Raw genomic sequence first — 24,234 nt, 5'->3', positions numbered from 1 at the left:
CACCTTAAAACAGCTCACTCATTGCTGGCCGTATCGCTCTCAGGCGGTGAAGCTTCGATTTCCCCGAACAACTGCTCTAGTCGCACATCTGGAACAATCCACGCAATCGCTACAATCGCATAGAAAGCGTAAGAGATGATTGGTTGGAAAAGAGAACCGGCAGCAGCTAAACCATACGCCAAGATGGAGAGCTTGCCTTTCCAGTCTTTACCGATACGTCTCGCAATCGCAGAATCAGGTCCCGCCTGACGCACAATCGAAGTTTGCAGCAGATGGTAAGAGAGCGCAGACAAGAACAGGATTACCCCATAAAACAGGGTCGGAATACGCGAGAACGGGTACAAGCCCACCCACTCTGTAGCGACTGGGATTAGCGTCATCCAAAACAGCCACAGCAGATTCATCCACAAAATGGTGCCAGACACGGATTCTGCTACTTTGACCAAGTGATGATGGTTCGCCCAATAGATACCCACATATAGGTAGCTCACCACATAGGCCATTAAGACGGGTGCCGCGTCGGTCAGGGTTGTCCAATCGGGCCCCTCGGAAAGCGTCAATTTTAATACCATGATGGTAATGACGATGGCTAGCACGCCATCGCTAAAAGCTTCCATCCTGCCAGTGTCCAAGACGTACCCTCCTTACCGCACTAAACCCGTTTAGAAAGTTGCTTGAAACGCAATAAATCTGCCCTAAACTTAGCTTATTGTTCTGTTACTATCATTTTGTGCGAGTGTTCTCTTGATGACACAGTATTTTATCTTCTCTCAGGAGGAATGTGATGAAAACTCTAGAGATAATCGCTACCCGCTGCTCTGCAGGTACCCCCTATTTCATTGTTTGGCGCTAAACGGAGGCTGACTGTGAACCCACCAACAAAGATCGTTGATATTTTCGGAGTGAGTTTCGCCTACGGCTCACACCAGGCGCTCCGTCAGCTTTCTACATCTTACGACAAAGGCATAACCGGAATCCTTGGTCCTAACGGGGCAGGGAAATCGACTTTGATGAAACTGCTCTCCACAGCCTTGCCGTTGCAGCAAAGAGAGATAAATGTTGGCGGGTTTTCAGTAAAATCAAGCAAGAACCGGGCTCAAGCCCGCGGACTGATTGGGTATCTGCCGCAAAAGTTTGAGCTACTGGATCGGCGCTCACTCAAAGACAATGTGGAATATGCGGCTTGGGCGCACGGCGTGAAACCTGCTGAAACCAGTCAGGCCGCCAGTTGGGCGCTACAAACCGTGGGGCTATTAGAACGTGAAACAGATAAAGCTTCATCCCTGTCGGGAGGTATGAGGTAGCGTTTAGGGATTGCTTGCGCTATCGCGCATCGGCCACGACTACTGCTGTTAGATGAGCCAACCGTAGGCCTAGACCCCAACCAGCGGATTGGTATCAGAAAACTATTGGAAAGACTAGGTGAAGAATCCTGCATTCTGATCACCACACATCAGGTTGAAGACCTAGCATATATGGCTTCCGACGTACAAATCATGGATGCCGGGCAACTTCTCTACACGGGCTCTGCCGCTGAATTGACCGAAATTGGAGAAGCGCACGCTGAGCCGGGCCTGTCCACCATTGAGGCCGGTTACCAGTATGTACTCTCCAACCGGCAGTGAGGTCACCACGATGAGTCTCAAAACAACCTCGTCAAAGCCAGCATTTGCTATCTACCACTCGCTCAGCTTTTGGCTAATTGCCGCAGTGACCGCTGTCTTTGTCCTATTTTCCGCTCAAACATTCGAATTCTGGCGCCCTAGTAGCTGGCAGACTTTAGCGGCCAACTGGAGAGAAGCCACCCTCGGAATCAGCATCCTAGCTAGTGTGCTAGCGAGTTTGCCAGCCATGCTGTTGCGCACGAATAATGTAATCGTGGGGGCTGCGCCCGCAGTAAAAACCTCGACAATCATTTTGCGGCATCAACTGCAAGTGTTGGCTCCCATCTATACGGGTCTAATAATTGGTACTATCCCGTATCTAGTGCGGCTAATAAGCTCTGGCGCTCCCGACTTCACACTGAGCGTTCTGATCTCCCTGCTGGCTACCAGCGCAGCCATTATGGCACTCACATTATTGGCCTATACAGTCGCAATTTTCAGTCCCAAACAGTTCGGGATGCTATTCGCGCCGTTAGCTGTTGCATTCGTAGCAATCTTGCCAACCTTCTTGAATGAGACCGTGTTGTTCAATACGGGTTACTCCACCCTTTCCGGCGCGACGGTGTGGCTTACCAAATTTCCTCCCACCGGAGCGCAACTAGCCATGGGAGTTGAAGTTTCACGACTAGGCATCTTCACGCTGATGGCGTTATGTGCCTACTATCTGCTTAACCTCTACTTAGGCAACCGGAATCAGAAAACCCTTTGGGTGGTGCCCGCTCTTCCAATCCTCGTTCTGATTCCCGCGATGTTGGTTTCCCCACCCTTGTTTTACTTCCAAGACGAGCCTTCGCATTGCGAAAACTCCGCCACCGGAATCAAAATCTGCACCTATGCAGTAGAAAAATCCATAGCGCCAATAATCGCTGAAGAAGCCAATAAAATTCTGGCGCTAACTGACACTGCCCCCGAATCCATACGAATCCAGCAAGACCACTATCAGCAGAACGTTAAAGCAGACCCGCAAAGCATTACAGTGCCGACCACTGGCAGTTTCACCAACCAGGAGTACCGCACCCAGGTACGGGCAGAAATTTCTGATTATCTAACTGGCAACAAGAAATGCCCTGCAGGGGACGCCTCAAGTGAATCCTCGCAGTCCTCAGCTAGTGAAATCTCCCGCGCAGCAAGCAATGCGATTCTGATAAAGACAGTCGGGGACCAGCCAGAAGAAAACAGTGATGCGACAAAAGTATTGAAACTGGACACCCTCACTGAAGACTATTCGGAAGAAACCAAAACTCTTTTGAAACTGAGCGACAGCCAGTTCACTGAATGGTTCAGCCGTAACCGTGACGCCCTCATGAACTGTCAGTTGGAACAGTTAGGAATCCCCCAATGACTAGCATCGTGAAAGTTTCCCCCTACTGGCGGGGGAGAAACTGGGAAATAGTTATCGGAGCGGGAATCCTAATCGCGATTGCGCTGATTTTTATCCAAGGCCTCTACTTCAGATTCCACCTCGGGGGTAGTCCCGTTCCCCGTGACATTCCCATGATAGAGATTCTGACTCTCATCTATGCGCTCGCCGCCTTCGTCAGTTGGGTTCCCTCCGCCCCCATCATTGAACAGCTCTCTGTGCGTAGGCTAGAAATCTCCGCCCTGAGCTTCTTTCTGATTATCAGCGTGCTACTAGGGCCCCTTCACTACTTTCTCTGGCTACTGTACCGAGTACTGCCGACTTCAATCCTACAGAGCATACTCGGCCTTGAAATCGCTAGATCTCCCGATACGATTACAGACCTATTCTCTGCCACGATTGTCTACCAAAGCTTCGCCTTCATCGGGCTGGCAGCCCTCACCGTTGCCGTCTTTGGGAAGATTGCGGGCCCCCTCATCTCGGTTACCGCCTGGGTCGCAATGGTTTTCGGGCAAAGCGTCTTCTACAACACGCAATTGCCTTGGCCCTCCATCGCTTCAGCAAGATACACAACAATCACCACCGGCGGGCAAGCGGTCGCCATCATCATCTTCCTTGCTGGGGGAGCGTTCTGGATGTGGTCCCGAGGAGGTGCGCACATCCTCATCCAACCGATTTTTACCAAACTGGGGCAGATCGGTAAATGACACGTTCAAGGAAAGCCCGCTTACTGCAAAGCCCTGCTTTCAGATAGCAAGAGGGGATTCGCCCGGAACTGCTTACCCCATTCCACGATCAATCCGTGGAACAGTTGCAGTTGGTCGAGGGAGAATTCAGCCTCCCTGACCGCCGGATCAATTGCAGTTTTTGCCTGCCGGTAGCTACTAAAATCTCCAATCCCGGTGGCCTTGAAAAACCTGCGGCAATACAGGTCATAGATGAAGACCCGGCGGTTATAGGCGTACAGCAAAATATCATCCGCCGTCTCATCCCCGACTCCGCGCACCGACAAGAGCGACGACCTCACATCCTCGTCCCCCAAGCCTGAAACGGACCCGTCAAAGTTAAGGAACCAGCGCGAAATCTCCCGCAAATACACCGCTTTTGTGTTGCGATACCCGGTCGGATAAATCAGCTCCGCCACCCGCTCCGGCTCCGCCGCTAACAGTGCGGAAGCCTCCAACAGGCCGTCGCTCCGTAAAGCAACAATCGCCTTCTCCACATTCGTCCACGCCGTATTCTGGGTTAAAACCGCGCCCACCAAAATCTCAAACCGAGTCTCAGCCGGCCACCACTTCCCTGCGTCAAAACTGGAATCCAGCCAATCGAACAGGCGCCACAAATCCTTTGCGGTCTTCTTCATCTGGTTCGATGGGCTCATCAGGGCAGGCACCTTTCCAAAACCGAACAGTAAAGCAATGCGACAAGTCTAATGCAGCCCTCGCTTACCAGGCATCAAAATCGGGTAAAGCCGTTCTGTGAGAGCGGCATACTGGTGTAAACTGGCTAAATGAGTGAAAGCAGAATCCTTCTATACTATTACTTCGTTCCGCTAGCTGACCCGCAAGCAATCATGCTGTGGCAGCGCACCCTGTGTGAAAAGCTGGGTTTGACTGGTCGCATCATTATTTCTGAGCACGGCATTAACGGTACTGTTGGCGGTGAACTATCCGCCTGCAAACAATACATGCGACAGACCCGCTCCTACCCCGGTTTTAAGGGCATGGAGTTCAAGATTTCGCAAGGTGGGGCTGAGGACTTCCCGCGCCTGAGCGTGAAAGTGCGCAAAGAAATTGTCACCTTCGGTGTTCCCGAAGAAATCAAAGTGGACAACGGTGGGGTAGTGGGCGGCGGCGTCCACCTCAAGCCCGAACAGCTCCATGAACTGATGGATGAGAACAACGGTGACATAGTGTTCTTCGATGGTCGTAACGCGATGGAAGCAAAAATTGGTCACTTCAAGAACGCGGTCGTGCCCAACACTGAAACCACCCGCGATTTCATTGCCGAAATTGAGTCCGGCGCCTATGACGATCTGAAAGACAAACCAATCGTCACCTACTGTACCGGTGGGATTCGTTGCGAAATCTTGACCGCCCTAATGAAGAACCGTGGCTTCAAGCAGGTCTACCAGATGGATGGTGGCATCGTGCGCTACGGTGAAAAATACGGCAACCAGGGCCTGTGGGAAGGCTCCCTCTACGTCTTTGATCGTCGTATGCACATGGAGTTCGGTCCGGATGTCAAAGTTTTGGGCCAGTGCGTCCACTGCGGTGAAGGCACCCACAAGTTCTACAACTGTGGTAATAATGACTGCCGTGAACTGATCCTGCTCTGCCCTGAATGTCACGCTAATCCCTCCACCAATAACTGCGGTAAATCAGAATGCGTGAAGATAACTTCGGCAATCAACGCCTGAGTTTGAGATAAGTCTCTAAGACCGCGCTTAGGCATTGACATTCCCCCATAAACAGGGGAATATTGCGGTCAGACCATGAGTTTCGGCCCGAAAATAGCGAAAAACTTCGGACTACGTCACAAATTCGGGGCAATTTTGCTGATATTCGTGGTTTCGCCGTGTAATTTCGCGTAAAACACGGCAAAATGTCTATCAGGATGCGAGACGGTCAGTAAATGTCTGGCCGTCACGTTCTTACCCAGGATACGTCCGTATCCTGCCAATATGATGAAGGGTGAACTTTATGTCGATTAACCGTACCGAACTAGTAGCAGCTATTGCGGAGCGCGCCTCCTTGACCAAGGTGCAGGCAGACGCCGCACTGTCCGCTTTCCAGGACGTGCTGATCTCCTCCCTGTCCGAGGGTGAAGCTGTTAAGGTCACCGGCCTGCTCTCAGTTGAGCGTGTTGAGCGTGCAGCTCGCACCGGCCGCAACCCCCGCACCGGCGAAGAGATTCACATTCCCGCCGGCTACGGTGTGAAGATTTCCGCTGGCTCCACCTTGAAGAAGGCTGTTGCCAAGAAGTGATTCTTGCACTTATGTAGCTGAAGCTCAGCTACATCGAAAAAGGGCCCACGATTGTGGGCCCTTTTGCTATCTAATCACACCGATTCGGCCTTGTAATGGGTGCCGCAATGGGTAGAATAGTGGTGACACAAAAATGAGCAATGTTGCAACTTTGCTCCGCGAAAGGAATAACATGGAGATTTTTATTCTTCCTTCTGAAGAGGCTATCGGTAAAGCAATTGCGGATCGTATCGAAGAGGTTTTCACCGCTCGCCCGCAGGCAAACCTAGGCGTTGCAACCGGCTCTTCGCCGCTCCCCACCTACCGTGAGTTGATTGCTCGCGTTGCCGCTGGCAGGCTCTCTTTCAAAGACTCGCACTTCTTCATGCTGGATGAGTACGTAGGTATTGCTGAGGACCATCCGGAACGCTACCACAACGTCATCCACACCGAGATTGCCTCCCAGGTTGACGTGAAGCCGGAAAACGTGCACGGCCCTGAAGGTAACGCTGAAGACCTGCAGGTAGCAGTGAAGGAATACGATCAGCTAATCAAAGACAAGGGTGGCGTAGCCCTCCAGATTTTGGGTATCGGCTCTGACGGCCACATCGCCTTCAATGAGCCGGGCGGCTCCCTCGTCTCCCGCACCCACGTGGACACCCTGACCAAGCAGACCCGCGTTGACAATGCTCGCTTCTTCGATGATGACCTGAGCAAGGTCCCCACCCACTGCGTCACCCAAGGCCTAGGCACCATCATGGACGCTGAGGAACTCTGCCTGGTCGCTACCGGCGCTAACAAGGCTGAGGCTGTGGCACAGATGGTCGAGGGCGCAATCAGTGCAATGTGGCCGGCCACCATCATGCAAATGCACCCCAACGCTAAAGTATTCCTTGATGAGGCTGCCGCTTCCAAGCTGAAGCTGATTGATTACTACCGCGAAATGCAGGCTGCGGAGAGTCACTGATTCGCTGACTAAAGGCGAAGAATCACACCGTCAATCAAGAATTTTTACTGACCGGAGCGCAGGGGTGAGATTCACCTCCGCTCCGGTCAGTGGCATCTGTGAGGGACGGGCGGTAAAATGGCAAACATGATTTCCTCTGAATCCCACAATGCACCAACCGGTCCTGAAGATCCGTTTGCGGCCCCTGAGCCCCAAACGGCAGGTGCTGTCGGGGTCATGGAAAAGCCCGACACTGACGCAAAGAAAGACGACGGTGACGATGAGCGCTACGCACACTATGTGCGTTCCCGTAAAGCCGCTCCCGGTCGCATGGTGATTGCCCTGTGCGGCAAAGTCTGGATTCCTCGGAAGAACCCGAAAGACTATCCCGTTTGCCCGACCTGCAAAGCCATCTATGAGGCTTCAAAGAACAACGGTAAAGGCTGGCCTTTTAATGGCGATAATGGTTCCGGGTCCGGTTCGGACTCCGGAAGCGACTCGTGACGCCGCTACCGCCTTCCCCGTCCGCTGATTCCTCTCTTCCAGCTAACGTCTCTCCCTCCGCAGCGCAGAGCTTATCGCCTGCCTATCCGCGCCGGGCAGCCTGGGGAACGGTCACGTCACTACGCGCCTGGCAGGCGGCCGCTATCGAAAAATACCAGGCCCTTGCCCCTAAAGATTTCCTTGCCGTCGCCACCCCGGGAGCCGGCAAAACCACGTTCGCACTCCGGATTGCAGCTGGCCTTCTGGCCGACGGAGTCATTGACAAGATTACGGTTGTCTGCCCCACGGAGCATCTGAAAAACCAGTGGGCTGATGCGGCTGCTCGCGTGGGTATCCAGCTGGATCCTGCCTTCACTAATGCGCAAAGAGTGGCCGGCTCCCATTTCGATGGAGTAGCAGTCACCTACGCGCAGGTTGGGGCAAATCCGCAAGTACATGAGACCCGCACGCGAGCCCATCGCACCCTCGTCATCCTCGACGAAATCCACCACGGCGGCGACAGCCTCACCTGGGGTGACGGGATCGGGATTGCCTTTGCGGATGCCACCCGCCGCCTCGCTTTGACGGGCACCCCTTTCCGCTCTGATAGCGCCCCCATTCCATTCGTCCGCTACGTTGAAGATGAGCAGGGGATTCGGCGCTCTCATGCGGACTACGTTTATGGGTACGCCCAGGCGCTGCGTGACAGTGTGGTTCGTCCGGTGATTTTCATGTCATATTCGGGTTCCATGCATTGGCGTACCAGCGCTGGGGATGAGGTGCAGGCGCGGCTGGGGGAGCCCCTCACGAAAGACATGACGAAGCAGGCTTGGCGGACCGCGCTGGATCCGAAAGGGCAGTGGATGCCGGCGGTACTTTCCGCGGCGGATCAGCGTCTCACCCAGGTGCGTCGCAGCGTCCCCGACGCGGGCGGGTTGGTGATTGCCTCTAACCAGATGGCGGCGCGCGCCTACGCGAAGCAGTTGCGTGAGATTACCGGCAAGGCTCCCACCGTGGTGCTTTCGGATGACTCTGGGGCTTCCGCGAAGATTGAGGAGTTCTCGCAGTCTGACGCCCGCTGGATGGTGGCTGTGAGGATGGTTTCCGAGGGCGTGGACGTGCCCAGGCTAGCCGTCGGTGTGTATGCGACTTCCACCTCCACCCCCTTGTTTTTTGCGCAGGCTATTGGACGTTTTGTGCGTGCTCGTAGGCGCGGTGAAACGGCCAGCGTGTTTTTGCCGTCAGTGATGCCGCTACTTGAGCTGGCCTCAGAGATGGAAGTGCAACGTGACCATGCGCTGGATCGTCCCGAAGCGGCAGAACGCAGCCCAGAAGATGAGATGCGGGAAGCTAACCGCCAGGAGAAAGCCAGCTCCGACATGCTGGAAGGCTTTGAAGCTCTAGGGGCGGAAGCAGAATTTGATTCTGTTCTCTTCGATGGCAGCCAGTTCGGTTTAGGCGGCCAAGTTGGCTCCCCGGAAGAGCAAGACTACTTAGGGATTCCTGGGCTTTTGGAACCCGACCAGGTGGAATCGTTGCTCCGGCAGCATCAAAAAGAGCAGATGAAAGCAGAGCAGCATCGGCGCAGTCGTGAAGCTGCCACGAAAGCGCAACGTGACGCTAACGCGAACTTGAGTGCGCATCGTCTGCGGGCCGCGAAACGGAAAGAACTACAGAACCTGGTCTCAGGCTGGTCGCGCCGGAATGGGACACCGCACGCCCAAATCCATGCTGAGCTACGCCAGCGCTGTGGGGGACCGGAAGTGCCGCAAGCCTCAACTGAGCAGATTCAGGCGCGCATAGATTTGCTCAGGCGCTGGTTCGTCGGGAAACGCTAAAGCCAAGGTAGCTTAGCCGGTAGCGGATTCTACTTGCGACTCAGCTAGCGTTGAGGAATCTAGGTTGCAGCCGATCTAGCCGGTGGCGGGTCTGTTCGTAGACTACTTGGCAGGGTTAGCGCTGGGAAGTTCAATTACGCGAGTCTCAATAGCTGGCTCGCCTTCGGACAGGTGCCAGGCAGCGTAGGGGAGCTTCGCGCGGATCTCCTTGTGCAGCTCAGCGCCACGGACCACCGCTTCGGGGCCAATCCACTGCTCATCAATCACGCCATCTGAAACCATTTTGCGCTGGCGCGGGGTAATCGTGATGCCCCGATCCTGTTCTTTCTGCAGCACCTGTGAGAACTCATCATAAGAGCCCACATACAGGCGTTCCTCAGCGGCGTAGCCTTCCTCGTCATAGACGCGGGCAGCCCATTTACGTCCCGCAATCGTGGACTTGGACTTTGAGGCCTTAGCGACGCCTTCCATTTTCCCGTCCGCGCCTACGCGCTCCACCAGCTTATAAACCAAAGCGGCAGTTGGAATACCGGAGCCAGTGACCAGCTTTGTGCCCACGCCGTAGGAATCAACCGGGGCTGCACCGAGGGCCGCAATGGCGTACTCATCTAGGTCTGAGGTGACCGTAATCTTAGTGGACTTAGCGCCCAAACGATCTAGCTGCCCACGCACCTTGAAGGCCTGCGCGACCAGGTCACCGGAATCAATCCGGACGGCACCCAGTTCGGCACCGGCGGCGCGTGCCGCAGCGACGGCGCGCTCTACGCCCTCGGGAATGTCATAAGTATCAACCAGCAGTGTGGTGCCGGGACCAAGGCTATCAATCTGTGCCTTGAAGGCTGCTTCCTCGCTGTCATGGAGTAGGGTGAAGGAGTGCGCTGAAGTGCCGATGGTGCGAATCCCGTAACGCTTACCAGCCTCCAGGTTTGAGGTGCCAGCAAAGCCGCCAATCATGGAGGCGCGGGCTGCAGAAACACCGGCCCGCTCATGGGTGCGGCGGGCACCCATATCGAAGCAGGGGCGCTTGTGTGCGGCAATGGTCATGCGGGAGGCCGCCGAAGCTACCGCACAGTCATGGTTGAGGATTGACAACAACACAGTTTCCAGCAGGCAAGCCTCCGCGAAAGTTGATTCCACCGTCATGAGGGGGGAATGCTTAAAGTAAACATCACCTTCACGGTAACCCCAGATGTCGCCGGTGAAACGGTAATCGCGGAAATAATCAATCGCGTCATCTGAGACGATTTTGTGCTTATGCAGATAGTCAATATCTTCAGGGGTGAACTCGAAGCGTTGCAGTGCTTCTAGGATGCGTCCGGTTCCGGCGACAACGCCGAAACGGCGGGAATCAGGAAGACGGCGACCAAAGAGTTCAAAAACGGAGCGACGCTCAGCTGTGCGGCTCTTCAAAGCGGCATCCACCATGGTCAGCTCGTACATATCGGTTAGCAAGGATGTAGACCAAGAAGCACTCATGTGACCAATCATATAACTGTTAGGGTAGTCATTGCTACGTTGATTTAGACACACTAATGTATCAAAAATGGCTGATTTAGGTATCTCGGCGCGCTGTAGTGTCCAGTCTCACCCCCTCAAAGGGTTGGAATCTTGCGGAAATTGGCTAGTCTTACAATGATGAATAACGCGCCAATCGGAATTTTTGATTCAGGAGTGGGTGGGCTAACGGTGGCCCGCTCAATCCTTGAGCAGTTGCCGCATGAGGAGATTCTTTATGTTGGAGATACCGCGCATGTACCCTATGGAACCAAGTCAATATCTGAGGTTCGCGGTTACGCCCTCGACATTATGGATAAGTTGGTCGAACGCGGAGTAAAAGCACTGGTGATTGCCTGTAATACGGCCTCCTCAGCAGTGCTAGAAGAAGCGCGCAACCTCTATTCAATTCCTGTTTTTGAGGTAGTAGAGCCAGCCGCTCGCAATGCGGCGGCGCTCAGCCCCAGCGGTCGAATCGGCGTGCTCGCCACCCCCGCAACTATCAGGTCAGGCTCCTATAATAAGGTCCTCTCGCGATTCCCTAATGTGCAGGTATTCTCCCAAGCCTGCCCAGCCCTAGTCGACATGGTGGAGGCAGGACAAACCAGCGGCCCGGAAGTAATCGCGCAAGTAAGCGAATACGTGAAGCCCTTGCAGGACGCTGAAGTGGATACGGTGATTCTCGGTTGCACCCATTACCCTCTCCTTAAAGGTGCCATCTCATACGTGATGGGACCAGGGGTGAACCTCGTGTCCTCCTCTGATGCCAGCACCGAATCCGTCTACCGTTACATCACTGACTCCGGCGAAGGACGGGACCCGCAAATGCCTGAACCAAAGCATGAGTTCATGATTACGGACGCCTCCGAAAACTTTACCGAAATGGCAAAACGATTCATCGGTCCTGCGGTCCGCAGCGTCACGGTGATTGGTGACCAATCCGCACATACTAAACCCCATGGAACAGAAGGTAAGCCCTCATGAAATTAACTATTGTGGGCTGCACCGGCTCCATGTCTGGCCCGAAGAGCGCCGCCTCCTCGTACCTCCTGCAAGCTCCCGGTCCTGATGGCAATGGCGGGACCCGAATCTGGAGCATCCTCCTTGACCTGGGCCCGGGCGGATACGGGCAAATGTGGAACTACTTGAAACCCACTGAACTGGACGCGGTTGCCTTAACTCACCTCCATGCTGACCACTGCGCAGACCTGGTCTCCTTGCACGTATTTCAAAAATGGGCTCCCTGCTCGTCAGGTGGAACCATTAGCCTGATTGGCCCAAAAGGGACGACAGAGCGAATTGGACAGATTGACGGCAATACGCAAGGCAGCTACGACCACGAATTTGATGTGACAGTCATTTCCGCGCACAACCGGGAGGTTGAAATCGGACCCTTCAAAATCACGGCATTCCCCGCGTGGCATCCGGTTCGCGCCTGGAGCTACCGCATCGAAGGACCTGCCGGTTTCCCCACCGATGAGATTGGTAACGCGAAACAGTTAGGGCCGGTCACGCAAACCCAAACTGCGGTATTCACCTACACTGGTGACACTGACCTGCATGATCCCACAATTGCGGCAGCGAACGGAGCGAATCTGTTGCTTGCAGAGGCCGGCTTCACTGCGACTGAAGTACCCACCAATCCTGACGGCTCGGAAACCCGCGGAATCCACATGACTGCGGAGAGGACCGGGCAGCTGGCAAAATCAGCCGGCGTGGGTGCTCTAGTCGCAACCCATATTCAACCGTGGACCGAAGCTGAAGTGGTAGAGCAAGAAATCAACTCCACTTGGGACGGCCCCTTCGAAATCGCCGAGTCAGGTAAATCCTACCTAATCTGAGGCTCCTAGAGTCCAGATCGGAAGACTAGAGAAGCTCAGCCTGCAGGGTTTTCGCGAGCGCGTTAAAAGCTTTCGCCCGGTGGCTGATGGCGTTCTTTTCCTCCGGAGAAAGCTCCGCATTCGTCACGGAGTAGCCGGTCGGAATAAAAATCGGGTCATAGCCGAAACCAGAATCACCTGCGGCAGCAAAACTCAAATGGCCAGTCATCTTACCGATTTCCACGAACTCTCTGCCATCAGGCATAACCAGGCAGGCGGCGCACATAAAGTAGGCGCCGCGGTTCCGCTCCGGCACGTCAGCTAACTGATGAAGAAGCAGATTGCGGTTCCCCACATCGTCGCCGTGGGCGCCTGACCAGCGGGCCGAAAAAATCCCGGGGGCGCCGCCCATGATCTCAACGCAAATCCCAGAATCATCCGCAATCGCGGGCAAACCGGTATCTTTCACCACCTGGCGTGCCTTAATCAGGGAGTTCTCCGCGAAATCAACGCCATCTTCAACCGGTTCAACCGTGTCAAAATCTTGAGCTGAACCCAGCCAGTCTGGCTGAAAACCGGGAATCGCGGCCGATAAAATCTGGCGCAGCTCATTAACCTTGTGCTGGTTTCTGGTCGCCAGAATCACCCTCGGCAAGGACGAGGAAGACCCCGCCGTGCTCACTTGCCAGCCTCCGCCACGAAAACCACCCCGGGTTCCCCAGCTAAGCATTCTTCCTGCAACTGGGTGAGACGCGCATTGCCGCTCTCTGCCAAAGCCAATAGCTGATTCAACTCATCACGGGTGAAAGCGCCATGCTCTGCGGTGCCCTGCACCTCAACGAAAGTACCAGAGCCGGTCATCACCACGTTCATGTCAGTGCCGGCGGCGACATCTTCAACATAGGGAAGATCCAGGCAGGGACGACCATCAATAATGCCCACAGAAATCGCGGAAACCGAATCAGTGAGTACCTTGCTGCCGGGGCTAATCAGACCGTTCGCCTTACCGTAAGCAACCGCGTCAGCGAGGGCCACATAGGCGCCCGTAATCGCAGCGGTACGGGTGCCGCCATCAGCTTGGAGGACGTCACAGTCCAACACGATAGTGTTCTCACCCAAGGCATCAACATCCACCACTGCCCGCAAGGATCGGCCCAGCAGGCGAGAAATTTCTTGGGTCCGGCCACCCACCTTGCCGCGTACAGATTCACGCTGCGAGCGGGTTTCAGTCGCCCTCGGCAGCATCGAGTATTCGCCGGTCACCCAGCCGCTACCTTGGCCTTTCTTCCACCGCGGGACGCCCTCGGTAAAGGAGGCCACGCAAAGCACGCGGGTGTTACCAAATTCGACTAGGACACTACCTTCCCCGACCTGCTGCCAGCCTCGGGTTAAACGGATAGTGCGGAGCTGGTCAGGGGTGCGCCCATCGGCGCGCAAAGTTTCATTAATCATGAAACAAGCCTATCAAGTGAAGATAAATTATGAGCAGAAAGGGTAGCGTATAAGGGTGAAGAATTTGCCTTGCTCTCGTCGCGGTCTTGATCCGCGTACCCCTGACCGTACCAGTGTTGAACTCTACGAGCAGCTGATTACAGCGCAGCAGCTGCGGGTTTGCCATGTCAGTACGCGGGGCAGAGTCAAGCTGTCACAAAGCTCCGCTCAGGGTTCAGATTCCTTGACGGTCAGCCAGTTGGAGTCGGTTCCTGACTTAGCGCAGCAGTTCGCGCAGGGGCGAGCAGCTTTTTTGGGGGAAACCCCAGAAGGGGAGCTTTGTGTAGGGCTTTTCGTGCCCGACTCGCAGGCGCAGGGTGAGGAATGGAAACGTCTGCAGTTCGTGGGTGCTTACCTCAACGACGCTGAGGTAATGATGACGATGGAGTCCGCCGCGCTGGCTAACTGGCATAGCCAGATGAAGTACTGTTCGCGTTGCGGTAGTTCGTTGCGGACACGTTCGCTAGGCTGGATGAAAGAATGTGTCAAGTGCGGGCATCTAGTGTATCCGCGCACAGATCCGGCGGTCATCATGGCGATCCATGATCAGCAGGATCGGCTTTTGCTGGCCCATAACGCGCATTGGCCGGAGCGTCTAGCCTCCCTGATTGCCGGCTATATTGATGCCGCGGAAACCCCGGAGTCCGCCGTTTTGCGTGAGATCTCTGAAGAGGTCGGCTTCCACGGGATTGATGCTTCCGCCATTAAGTACATTGCCTCCCAGCCGTGGCCCTTCCCGCGTTCCTTAATGTTGGTTTATCGGGTTCAGTTGGGGGTCGAGGGGGAGGCCGCCGACCAGCTCATCCAGGTGGATAATAATGAGATTATGTGGGCCAATTTCTATTCTAAAGCTGACCTACGTAAAGCCATTGAGACCCGTGATTTAATGATGCCGGCGTCTTCCTCGGTAGCCCGCGCCTATATTGCACAGTGGATGGGTGAAATGATGCCTGCTGAGGTGTGGGAATAATAAATGTCCCGCCCCTATGACAGACTGAGACTATGACTTCTTATCCTGATTTATCTCAAGGCTCTCCAGGGTCTGGGCCGGAACTTAAATCGCCTGATGAGCTGCTAGCCGATCTGGATCCTGAACAGCGGCAGGTCGCTCGGCAGGTTTCGGGTCCGCTGTGCGTTCTGGCTGGTGCCGGTACAGGTAAGACTCGGGCGATTACCTATCGGATTGCTTACGGGGTGGCGACAGAAGCTTTTGCGCCAACTTCATTGCTGGCCGTGACTTTTACGGCCCGGGCGGCTGGTGAGATGCGTGAACGCTTAGCTGCTCTTGGCGTGCACGGCGTGCAGGCCCGGACTTTCCATGCGGCCGCTTTGCGGCAGTTATCTTTCTTCTGGCCGACCGTGGTGGGAGGCAATTTCCCGCCGCTGGTGAAGCAGAAAGGCAACCTGGTGGCCGCTGCCGCCCATGATGAGGGTATTGATGTGGACCGCGTAGCGATTCGCGACCTAGCGGCGGAAGTTGAGTGGGCGAAAGTCAGTATGATCACGCCGGAACAGTATGTGGATGCAGCCGTTCAGGCGGATAGAATTCCCCCAACTAATATGAGTCCGGAGACGGTTTCCTCCATTTTGCGCCGCTATGAGGCAGTGAAAAGCGACAACGGGGTTATCGACTTTGAGGATGTCCTACTCATGACGGTGGGGATGTTGCAGCAACGCCCCGATATTGCGAAACGTATCCGCTCCCAGTACCGAAACTTTGTGGTGGATGAGTATCAGGACGTTTCCAAACTCCAGCAGCAGCTACTGGACTTGTGGCTGGGGGAGCGTAACGACCTGTGCGTAGTCGGTGACGTCGCCCAAACTATCTATTCTTTTACCGGTGCGACCCCGCACTATCTGAGTTCTTTTGCGCAACGCTACGAGGGGGCCAGGACCGTCGTTTTGAACCGGGACTACCGTTCCTCACCGGAAATCGTTACGGTAGCGAACCGGATTTTGGTTTCATCACCAGGTGGGATGATGCAAGGGGCGGTGCAGCTCAAATCTCATGCGCCTTCTGGTCCGAAACCTAGTTTCAGCACCTTCCATGATGATGAGACTGAAGCAGAGCAGGTCGCAGAGCAAATCAAAGAACTCTACGAAGATGGACTTCCGCTGTCTCAGATTGCGGTCCTGTTCCGCACCAATGCGCAATCTCAAGCCATTGAACAGGCCCTTACCGCTGCCGGAATCGGCTACGTGATGCGTGGCGGTGAAGAGTTCTTCCACCGTGGTGATGTGCGCGCCGCAATCACTGCTTTCCAGAATCTAGCAAACTCCGAAGCCGACGGGGACACCGCCACATTCATGCGTGAATCTGTACGCGGAGCTGGTTGGACTGAAACCGCACCAGAAACCCAGGGTGCAGTACGTGAACGCTGGGATGCTTTGAACGCGCTCTACACCTTGGCGAAAGACCGTGCCGCCGAGGGGGTACATCCGGACGCCTTGGCGAAAGAACTAAAAGAACGAATGCAAGCCCAGCATGCCCCGACTGTTGAGGGAGTGACGCTCTCAACCATTCATGCGGCTAAAGGCCTTGAATGGGAGGCCGTGTTCCTGATTGGGGTTAGAGAAGGCCTGCTCCCCATCTCGATGGCGAAAACTGAGGCCGCAATCGCAGAGGAACGCAGACTGTTCTATGTGGCGGTCACCCGGGCGCGAAGCATTCTGCGGATCAGCTACGCGCAGAGCCGCTCCGGTGGGCGGGGAAAGAATAAGCGATCGCATTTCTTAGCGCCACTGTGGCCAGAGCGTACCAAGTCGTCCTCGACCCCCTCGGCTTCCGCCAGCCCGCGTGAACGTGCCCGCATGGCAGCCCGCCAGTTTGAGGAGGACGCCAGCACTGATTCGCTGGAGCGGTTCACCCAGCTGAAAGCCTGGCGCCGCAAACTTAGTGACGAAATGTCCAAGCCTGCCTTCACTATCTTTGCGGACGTGACTTTACGGGAGATAGCTTTGGAGGATCCGCAGACTCTGACGCAACTGGGACAGCTACGGGGCATCGGCGATACGAAACTATCCCTGTGGGGTGAAGAAGTCCTAGATTTGCTGGCTGAGCTGCGCGGAGACAAATAGTCACCTCAGCTAGAGTGCCTGACAGCTACAACGCGGATGCGGCTGAACCTGGGTAGTGGTGGTATCTGCCGGATAGTACGGGACATAGCTTAGGGAACCCAGCGGAATAAGATGCCGGCCATCCAAGTAATCAGTGGCGTACCGCAGTATCACGCCGGCAATCAGGCTTAAGGATGCCGCATCTAGTACCCCCGGCGGGGGATTCCTCCCCCAAGAGATAAGCTGCTGCTGAAGCCTAGGCCAGCTGGAATCATGGTCTGTGCGATGCAGATCAACGCAGTGCGTGCAAGGAGTAGCTCCCGGCTGGACCAGTGGCCCAACTGTCGCCCCCAAATCTGACAGGCTGACCGCCAGATGGGGGATATGCTGCAACCCCATTAGTTTCAAGTCCACGGTTGAGAACGCCCCATAGCTAATCATGATCACCAGGTCGCATTGGGCTACCGAATAGTAGTTGATTTTCGGTGAGTACTGCTGGCAGGTAGTCACTATCGCTCCGGAGCGTTTCTTCCCGAAACTGCTGGAACTAAACGGAAATAACTCCGCGGCACTGATCCGCTCATTCTCTTTCCGCGTCTTTACGCTAATATTCCCGATTCCTGCCGTGCCCAGCAGCGAGGCAACCAGCGCGCCCAAGCGGTCAGCCCCCACCACTAGGACATGTTTTTCTTTGCGGCAGCGAAAGCCCTCCTGGGAGCCATCCAGTCTGGAGCAGAGGGTTTCTTCCGCAGTGTAGGGACGGTTACGGTGACTGGTTGGGCTATCCATCAGGCCAGCATCCGACAACTGCTGCAAGAGCTCCGCCACCCTTGCGTCAGTAATCTGCAAACACCGTTGATGGCGTTCAATCTGGTAGCGATTCGTTCTGCGCCCCAACCACAGCAGATAGCTAATCTCCCCGTCAGTAAGTCCTTTGAGGACCAGCCCATGAACCGGATCGCTCCCGAACTGGAGCTCACCGTTTCCGCGTTGCAGAATCGGGATGCCGTGGCGTAGCTTGAGTGATGCCAATGCGCTCTCCTTGCTTTGAAACTGTAATTAGCTTCGCAGGAGAACCGCCAGATTACCGGCCCATTACGGCATCTGTGGATAACTAAGCCTCTGGGGAGGCTGAATCCTCACCGTCGTTTTGGGCGCGGGTATCCCCCTCGGAATCATCCTCAGGAGCCAGTCCCTCAGCCCAGCCCATCTTGCCTTCAAGGAGGGCTTCGAGCTGCGCATCCATTTCGTCTTGCTTCTCTGCGGCCTGCTGGCGGGATTGCACCACGGCGGTAGGATTATCTAGCTCCTCCATGGTTGGCATCGTGGAAGGATGCGCCCAGAAAGCGTCACGAGCATCCGGGCCAATCTGGTCCGTCAAGGTTGACCAGAGCAGTTTCGCATCCCGCGAGCGCTTCGGGGAGAGCTGCAAGCCCACCAGGTTATGGAAGATCTTCTCCGCGGGGGAACCACTGGCGCGACGGCGACGAATCATTTCATCCAGCTGGATGGCGTGCGGAATATGCGGCAGGGTTGCCCGCAGGGTGACTTCCTCCACCCAGCCTTCAATGACGGCAAGTACGGTCTGCAACTGATCCAAATATTTTTGCTGCTCAGGCGAAATCTGGGGCGTAAACATGCCGCCAGATAGTGCATCTTGGAAGGATTGGGGTTGCTCGAAGTTCATGGAACGGGCAGCGTCCTCAACCGCATCAGTATCGATGTCAATCCCCTTCGAGTACGCCTCGACCGCTGAAAGAACATGGTGACGCAACCAGGGGACTGCCGCGAAAAGACGCGCAAAAGCTGACTCTCGAACCGCCACGAAGCTGGTTACCTCATTGGCTGGGATGTCGAAGCCCTCCCCGAACTCTTCAACATTTCGGGGGACGAGGGCGACCCGCGGTTTCCCTAGCATCGGGATACCGATAGCCGTGTACCCTAAAGTTTCTGAGGCTAAAGCGCCAATGGCGTGACCCATCTGCATTCCGAACAGGGTTGCACCCATCCGGTCCATCATGCCGCCGAGGGGGTTCTGGCTGTCGCCGTCCGCCCCAGCGCCGCCGATTAAGGCAATCATCTGCTTCGCTTCCGGCGGGAGGTGTTCGCTCATGTCCTCGGAGTCTGAGAAACCGAGGTTCCCCATTACATCTCCCATGGCTTTGGAGATTGCCCGGGAAGCGTTCAAGGCCACCGGCTCACAGATGCTTCGCCAGGTAGCTTCTGTGGCCTCAACCCATTGAGTGCGAGTCCAAGCTTCCGGCTCCACGCTGGCGGGACGCAAATCAGTAACGGCGTCCAGCCACAGCCCGGCCACCTGCAGGGCGGTGCGGTATTGCGCGGCCTGCGCGGCAGTTAAAGTCTGGTTGCCACTCTTTTGGGCTCCTTCGGTAGCCAGCTGATGGGCCACCTTCCAGTTCACGGGGCCTTCAGAGCCTTCTCCGAATAAATCACCTATCACCGACATGATGGGGCCGCCACCTCCGGGCATCATGAAGGCTCCGTTCGGGCCGATTCCCATGGCGCCGCTTAAGTCTAGATTCTCCAGATCAAGTCCCTGCTCTTGCAGCATTTTCTTAACCTGTTCTAGTTCATGCTCCGGGACGATGCCCTCTAACGCTTTGAAGAAATCATCGAAAGCTTGATTGCCTTCGTCTTCAGGCTGGTTGCTATCTGCTGGCTGATCAGTCGACATGGTGCCTCCTTGTGCGGCAACTGGTGAAACAACGGTACTAAAAATGGACTTATGAAGCCATCTATAGGCCGCTACGCTGGATGGATTGCTCCGAAGGCGAACGCGGAAACTACGAATCTTAGGGGTCTGCTTTAGCGTGTGAGCGTAAAACAGTGCAGAATGGGACAGGTGAGTAACTATTCTACTTCTTTTGATTCGAAGCATCTGACAGAGGGCAAAGTGTTCGGCTCTTCCGGGGTTCCTTTTGCGCATCAAGTTAGCGTGAAAACTGGGCGGCGGAAAAGTCGGTGGGCTTGGCTGCTGATTTTTGTAGCTGTCGTTGCTGCGGTCTATTTGGCGGTTATTCACCCTTTCCCCTATGTGATTGAGATGCCTGGACCGACCATCAATTTGCTGGCGAATACCCAGATTGATGGGAAAACCCGTCCGATTGTGGAGGTATCTGACGGGAAAAATCATCCCACTTCACAAGTACCAGGCCAGCTACGGCTGGTGACAGTCTCCATGCGAGGGGGACCCTCAACTGCGGCAGTACGTGGCTGGGAACTGATCTCTGCCTACTTTGATCCCAGCCAGAATATACTTCCGTACAGCCAAGTATTCCCCGAGGATGTCTCCGCCGAGGAAGAGCGGAAAGTTCAGAAGCAGTTCATGACATCGTCACAAGATAATGCCCGCGCTGCCGCGCTCACCGCATTGGAGATTCCTTTCAGTTCCAAAATTACGATCGCGGGGGTCAGCGAAAAGTCTGACGGATACGGGAAACTCAAAGAAAATGACGTCCTCGTTGCAATCAGCCACAACGGGGTTGAGCAGCAGATTACTTCCACCGCCGATCTGTATCGCATCCTCGACTCCACTGAACCTGGCACCCAGATCAAGGTGAGCGTAAAGCGGGGCAGCCAGCTGGAAACAATCGAAATGAAAACCATAGCGCCCGGGGAAGAGGGACGCAAAGGTTCCCTGCTGGGTGCTTTCATTAACGCGGACTATCACTTTCCCTACCCGATTTCTGTAAATATTCCTGAATCGATTGGGGGTCCCTCAGCTGGCACAGTTTTCGCTTTGACCATGATGAACACTATCTCCGGCGGAGAGCTAATCGGGAATGACTCTGTGGCGGTCACCGGAACCATGAGTCCGAACGGCATGGTTGGTCCTATCGGCGGTGTGGTGCAAAAGATATACGGTGCGCAGCATGACGGGGCGAAATGGTTCCTTGCTCCTGACTATAATTGCGATCAGTTGAAGGACGCGAAGCTACCTGAGGGAATCACCCCAGTGCGAATCACGAACTTGGGGCAGGCCGCAGACGTGCTACGCGCCATTAAGTCAGGGCAGACCGACAAATTAGAAGTCTGCCCCCACAAATAAGAAGTGAGTCGACATGGATACTGTTTCTGAACCGGCAGAAGAACAACCAAAAGCCAAGATGCCAACTAAGAAGAAGCTGCTGATTGCTTTCCTTGTCGCGGTTTTTGGTCTAATAGTTTTAATTCCTGCGCCAGCTAGGGTGCTGAATCTGTGCGAGAACCAGGTTCTGGTTTACCCGGGTGATGCGGAAAATATGGTGAATAAGATCAGGTTCGAGGAAGATAAGCTGAAGCACACGGACGGGACCCCCGTGCAGCTGGCTCAGTTGCCTACAGATAGCGGCAAGCTGTTATCAGTCTCGGTTTTCACAGAAGGCCTTGATGGTGATCGGGAAATCAGCGTGAGTTCTTGTCTGCGCGGAATGTTTTCTGACGGCTATGAGCTGGTTGATATGCCAACACCGGAATTCGGTACGCCTGAAGACGCCATGCCGCAGATGCAGGCGCACACGCCGGATGAAGGCACCGCAGAAGCTACCTCCTCCGATGAGGATGAACCTGCACAAGCCCCTCAAGATATTGATGATGGCGGCTATGAAGAGGGACGCAATACCGCGTTCGCTTTAGCCTTTGAGAGCATGAAGATTGCGCATCAAGTCAAGATCGTTGTCGTGGACGCGCTGGAGGCAAAGACATTGAAAGCCGGGGATGAACTAATCGAACTCCGGCAAGGTGACAACATCATCAACCTTGATTCAGCTGGGAAACTTATTCAATTCTATGAGAACACCCCGGCGGGGACTGAAGTGACAGTAATCGCCAAACGCGGTAGCGACACCATTACTGAAACGATTGCTACCATCGTGGGGCCGCCTGATCTGGCTGGGTCTGCGCTTCCCGTGCGGTTCAAAATTGACTACGACTTCAATAAACTAGTGCACTATCTGCCTAATTCCGGTATCTACGGTAGCTCGGGTTCCCTAGCTATTGCTCTGGCCACCATGAATGCGCTGGACGGGGGCAGCCTGATGGGGAAGGACTCGGTAGCGGTAACTGGTGATCTTCGGCCCGATGGCGTGACCTATCCGGTGAACGGTATCTATTCGAAGGTTTACAGCGCCCTCAGCGGCGGAGCGGACTGGTTCCTCATGCCGGAAGATAACTGCGTGGAGCTGAAAGACCGGGAGCTACCGCCTGAAATCAAGCTGGTCGCCGTGAAGGACGTTAATCAGGCGGCTGAGGTTATGCGTGCCATTAAGTCAGGGCAGACCGACCAACTAGATATCTGCCCGCACAAATAGTTGAGGAAGGACAATCTCAGTGGATGACAGCAATTTTAGGGAGGCCGAGGAAGAGACACCGCCGGTCGAGGTGCACTTTCACCCCTTTGTGAAATATGCGGTGGGAGGTATCGCTGCCTTGGCGCTAATTGCTGTCTTGTTCACTGTGACTCCAGCGAAAATCTTTGGTGCCTGTGAGAACTATCTGATTGCCACCCCTGCACCAAGTGTGAATCTGATTGATCAGATTCATGTCTCTTCAGCCCCGGAGAGCGCGACGCAGTCAGAGTCGTCAACCCCTGAGTCTGATGGTGCCAAGCTGTTTGCAGTCGGGGTATTAGCCTACGGTTTCCCAGGAGAAAGCGATATTAGCCTGAGTCACTGCCTGCTCGCTGATGTAACTAAGGGGATTGAAGTTGAAAAGCTCAGCCCTAAAGAATATGAAGAGCTAGGTGAGAAACTTGCGAACCTGCCTGCTGATGATGGCTTCGCTGAATCCGTAGACAGCGCTTTTGGAGCGGCCTTTTCAGAAATGGGACTCCCTTACTCTTCTGAGATTGTCTTCAACAAAGACTCTGCTACGGGTGTTCAGAAAGGGGACCAGCTGGTAGGCGTAGTGACTTCCGCCGGGGAGCACAACATTGGTAACACCACTGACCTGGCTGAAGTTATGCAGCAGATTCCTCCGGCGACAAAAGTTCAGGTTACGGTGAAGCGGAATCAGGGAACCACAGTTTTGGAGTTGCCTACGGTTACCCCAGAAGACGAAGTGCCTGGCTCTCGCTTCGCGGATGAGCTAACGACTACGCAAAACTACGGTAAGTATCATCCGGTTATGGAATCTGAGGCTAACGGTCCTTCTGGAGGCCTGGCGATGGCTCTAACGACGATGCACAAGCTTGGCGCCGACCTGCTTGGCAAAGATTATGTGGCTGTGACCGGCGCTATCCGCGCCAATGGGATGGTGGCCCCGATTGGCGGGATTGTTCCGAAAATCTATGCCGCCTACCATGACGGTGCCAAGTGGTTCCTTGCCCCGGACATCAATTGTAACGAGTTGAAGGACGCGAAGCTGCCTGAGGGAATCACCCCGGTAAGGGTGAAGAACCTGAAACAGGCGGCTGAGGTTCTGCGTGCTATCAAGTCAGGGCAGACCGACAAATTAGAAGTCTGCCCCCACAAATGAGTTGGGGGCGCAGACCCTACTCTTCCTCGTCGGTGAAAGTCGCCAGTAAGGCGGCGGTGAGGTCCGGCACCAAGTCGGACGCCTGCGCGACCTTGTCCGGGTCATCTAAATCGCGGGAGCGGATTGCGGACCAGCTTTGCCCGTCGCGCAGCACGCCCGCCACAATCCGGAACTCTTGCCGGTCCGGGTGGGTTGCATAGTAGCTGATTGCCGCATCCGGGTCCGAGGGAGCATCCTTTTCAGCCTCCGGCGGAACTGAGACTCGTTCCATGGAAACTGCCATGCCGACAACCTGCTCTGGCCAGGAAAGGTAGCCGAGGGACTCTTCAATCCGCTGCCCCGGCAATTCCTCTTGCAAAATGGCGGTCAGGTGGTTCGGGAAGGCCTGCACTTGTGCCTCTAAATCCTGCCGAATAGCGGCGGGGAGGCCAGCTGGATCAGCCAAAATAGTGCTGGAAGGGACGAGGGCGTAGACGGTGGAGGGACGATCCCACCCCAGCTGGGCGACCTCCAGCTCAATCTCCGAGACGGCGCGAGCCAAAGCTACATGGTCGGGGTTGACCCCTAATGATTCAATATCCATGCCTAAATCATCCCACGGATGGAGTGCGCGAACACCTTGAGCATGACACCATAGGGTT

Annotated in this window: 24 protein-coding genes; 16 read left to right on the top strand and 8 right to left on the bottom strand. The window is 55.2% G+C overall.

Annotated features, from left to right (window positions below):
• Positions 1–14 precede the first annotated feature (14 nt).
• Positions 15–632, bottom strand: coding sequence for a TMEM175 family protein (locus BM477_RS06465; RefSeq protein WP_075361849.1), 618 nt, complete (start codon positions 630–632; stop codon positions 15–17).
• Between the two features lie 234 nt (positions 633–866).
• On the opposite strand from BM477_RS06465, the gene BM477_RS08195 reads away from it, so the two are divergent.
• From BM477_RS08195 to BM477_RS06450, 4 genes are all read left to right on the top strand, one after another.
• Positions 867–1,304, top strand: a complete 438-nt coding sequence (locus tag BM477_RS08195) for an ATP-binding cassette domain-containing protein (RefSeq protein ID WP_158024389.1) — start codon at positions 867–869, stop codon at positions 1,302–1,304.
• A gap of 105 nt (positions 1,305–1,409) precedes the next feature.
• Positions 1,410–1,625, top strand: coding sequence for a hypothetical protein (locus BM477_RS08190; protein WP_084543774.1), 216 nt, complete (start codon positions 1,410–1,412; stop codon positions 1,623–1,625).
• A gap of 10 nt (positions 1,626–1,635) precedes the next feature.
• Complete coding sequence (locus tag BM477_RS06455) at positions 1,636–3,006, top strand: hypothetical protein (protein ID WP_143230232.1); 1,371 nt, start codon at positions 1,636–1,638, stop codon at positions 3,004–3,006.
• Positions 3,003–3,731 carry a hypothetical protein gene (locus BM477_RS06450; protein ID WP_075361847.1) on the top strand — a complete coding sequence of 243 codons (729 nt, stop codon included), beginning with the start codon at positions 3,003–3,005 and terminating at the stop codon, positions 3,729–3,731. The genes BM477_RS06455 and BM477_RS06450 overlap by 4 nt, the downstream gene beginning before the upstream one ends.
• A gap of 20 nt (positions 3,732–3,751) precedes the next feature.
• Here BM477_RS06450 and BM477_RS06445 read toward each other — a convergent pair whose 3' ends face one another.
• Positions 3,752–4,405, bottom strand: a complete 654-nt coding sequence (locus BM477_RS06445; RefSeq protein WP_245792886.1) for an endonuclease III domain-containing protein — start codon at positions 4,403–4,405, stop codon at positions 3,752–3,754.
• A gap of 129 nt (positions 4,406–4,534) precedes the next feature.
• Here BM477_RS06445 and trhO point away from each other — a divergent pair, with 129 nt between their 5' ends.
• From trhO to BM477_RS06420, 5 genes are all read left to right on the top strand, one after another.
• Entirely contained in the window at positions 4,535–5,443 is a 909-nt protein-coding gene (gene trhO, locus BM477_RS06440) for an oxygen-dependent tRNA uridine(34) hydroxylase TrhO (protein ID WP_075361845.1), read from the top strand.
• A gap of 283 nt (positions 5,444–5,726) precedes the next feature.
• The gene (locus BM477_RS06435) at positions 5,727–6,011 is read left to right on the top strand and encodes an HU family DNA-binding protein (protein WP_075361844.1); all 285 of its coding nucleotides are present in this window, start codon (positions 5,727–5,729) and stop codon (positions 6,009–6,011) included.
• Positions 6,012–6,183: 172 nt separating this feature from the next.
• Positions 6,184–6,957 carry a glucosamine-6-phosphate deaminase gene (nagB, locus tag BM477_RS06430; RefSeq protein WP_075361843.1) on the top strand — a complete coding sequence of 258 codons (774 nt, stop codon included), beginning with the start codon at positions 6,184–6,186 and terminating at the stop codon, positions 6,955–6,957.
• Positions 6,958–7,074: 117 nt separating this feature from the next.
• Positions 7,075–7,440: a DUF3039 domain-containing protein gene (locus BM477_RS06425; RefSeq protein ID WP_222842286.1), complete on the top strand. Its 366-nt coding sequence runs from the start codon at positions 7,075–7,077 to the stop codon at positions 7,438–7,440.
• A complete protein-coding gene (locus BM477_RS06420) occupies positions 7,437–9,257 on the top strand; it encodes a DEAD/DEAH box helicase (protein ID WP_075361842.1) in 1,821 nt (606 codons plus the stop codon). The genes BM477_RS06425 and BM477_RS06420 overlap by 4 nt, the downstream gene beginning before the upstream one ends.
• Before the next feature lie 102 nt (positions 9,258–9,359).
• Here BM477_RS06420 and BM477_RS06415 read toward each other — a convergent pair whose 3' ends face one another.
• Positions 9,360–10,733, bottom strand: coding sequence for a nicotinate phosphoribosyltransferase (locus tag BM477_RS06415; protein WP_075361896.1), 1,374 nt, complete (start codon positions 10,731–10,733; stop codon positions 9,360–9,362).
• 156 nt (positions 10,734–10,889) lie between these two features.
• On the opposite strand from BM477_RS06415, the gene murI reads away from it, so the two are divergent.
• The gene (gene murI, locus BM477_RS06410; protein ID WP_245792885.1) at positions 10,890–11,735 is read left to right on the top strand and encodes a glutamate racemase; all 846 of its coding nucleotides are present in this window, start codon (positions 10,890–10,892) and stop codon (positions 11,733–11,735) included.
• Positions 11,732–12,592 carry an MBL fold metallo-hydrolase gene (locus BM477_RS06405; protein ID WP_075361841.1) on the top strand — a complete coding sequence of 287 codons (861 nt, stop codon included), beginning with the start codon at positions 11,732–11,734 and terminating at the stop codon, positions 12,590–12,592. The genes murI and BM477_RS06405 overlap by 4 nt, the downstream gene beginning before the upstream one ends.
• A 25-nt stretch (positions 12,593–12,617) precedes the next feature.
• Here BM477_RS06405 and rdgB read toward each other — a convergent pair whose 3' ends face one another.
• Complete coding sequence (gene rdgB / locus BM477_RS06400) at positions 12,618–13,253, bottom strand: RdgB/HAM1 family non-canonical purine NTP pyrophosphatase (RefSeq protein WP_245792884.1); 636 nt, start codon at positions 13,251–13,253, stop codon at positions 12,618–12,620.
• Complete coding sequence (gene rph, locus BM477_RS06395; protein WP_075361839.1) at positions 13,250–14,023, bottom strand: ribonuclease PH; 774 nt, start codon at positions 14,021–14,023, stop codon at positions 13,250–13,252. The genes rdgB and rph overlap by 4 nt, the downstream gene beginning before the upstream one ends.
• A gap of 55 nt (positions 14,024–14,078) precedes the next feature.
• On the opposite strand from rph, the gene nudC reads away from it, so the two are divergent.
• Entirely contained in the window at positions 14,079–15,032 is a 954-nt protein-coding gene (nudC, locus tag BM477_RS06390) for an NAD(+) diphosphatase (protein ID WP_075361838.1), read from the top strand.
• 32 nt (positions 15,033–15,064) lie between these two features.
• Positions 15,065–17,140, top strand: coding sequence for an ATP-dependent DNA helicase UvrD2 (locus BM477_RS06385; RefSeq protein ID WP_075361837.1), 2,076 nt, complete (start codon positions 15,065–15,067; stop codon positions 17,138–17,140).
• 9 nt (positions 17,141–17,149) lie between these two features.
• On the opposite strand, the gene BM477_RS06380 is transcribed toward BM477_RS06385, so the two are convergent.
• Together BM477_RS06380 and BM477_RS06375 are read right to left on the bottom strand one after the other, a co-directional pair.
• Positions 17,150–18,151, bottom strand: a complete 1,002-nt coding sequence (locus BM477_RS06380; RefSeq protein ID WP_075361836.1) for a hypothetical protein — start codon at positions 18,149–18,151, stop codon at positions 17,150–17,152.
• Positions 18,152–18,233: 82 nt separating this feature from the next.
• Complete coding sequence (locus BM477_RS06375) at positions 18,234–19,814, bottom strand: zinc-dependent metalloprotease (protein WP_075361835.1); 1,581 nt, start codon at positions 19,812–19,814, stop codon at positions 18,234–18,236.
• 168 nt (positions 19,815–19,982) lie between these two features.
• Here BM477_RS06375 and BM477_RS06370 point away from each other — a divergent pair, with 168 nt between their 5' ends.
• From BM477_RS06370 to BM477_RS06360, 3 genes are read left to right on the top strand one after another with little or no spacing between them, the layout of a single operon-like run.
• Entirely contained in the window at positions 19,983–21,188 is a 1,206-nt protein-coding gene (locus tag BM477_RS06370) for a YlbL family protein (RefSeq protein WP_158024387.1), read from the top strand.
• 13 nt (positions 21,189–21,201) lie between these two features.
• The gene (locus tag BM477_RS06365) at positions 21,202–22,428 is read left to right on the top strand and encodes a S16 family serine protease (RefSeq protein WP_075361833.1); all 1,227 of its coding nucleotides are present in this window, start codon (positions 21,202–21,204) and stop codon (positions 22,426–22,428) included.
• A gap of 19 nt (positions 22,429–22,447) precedes the next feature.
• Entirely contained in the window at positions 22,448–23,593 is a 1,146-nt protein-coding gene (locus tag BM477_RS06360) for a S16 family serine protease (RefSeq protein WP_075361832.1), read from the top strand.
• A 16-nt stretch (positions 23,594–23,609) separates the two neighbouring features.
• Here the strand turns inward: BM477_RS06360 and BM477_RS06355 are convergent, their stop codons facing one another.
• Positions 23,610–24,176 carry a PPA1309 family protein gene (locus tag BM477_RS06355; RefSeq protein ID WP_075361831.1) on the bottom strand — a complete coding sequence of 189 codons (567 nt, stop codon included), beginning with the start codon at positions 24,174–24,176 and terminating at the stop codon, positions 23,610–23,612.
• Between the last annotated feature and the right edge of the window lie 58 nt (positions 24,177–24,234).

It is taken from the genome of Boudabousia marimammalium (assembly GCF_001936115.1).
GTDB classification, from domain to species: Bacteria; Actinomycetota; Actinomycetes; order Actinomycetales; family Actinomycetaceae; genus Boudabousia; species Boudabousia marimammalium.
The sequence above is the reverse complement of the archived record's forward strand: the minus strand, read 5'-3'. Positions and strand labels throughout refer to the sequence as shown.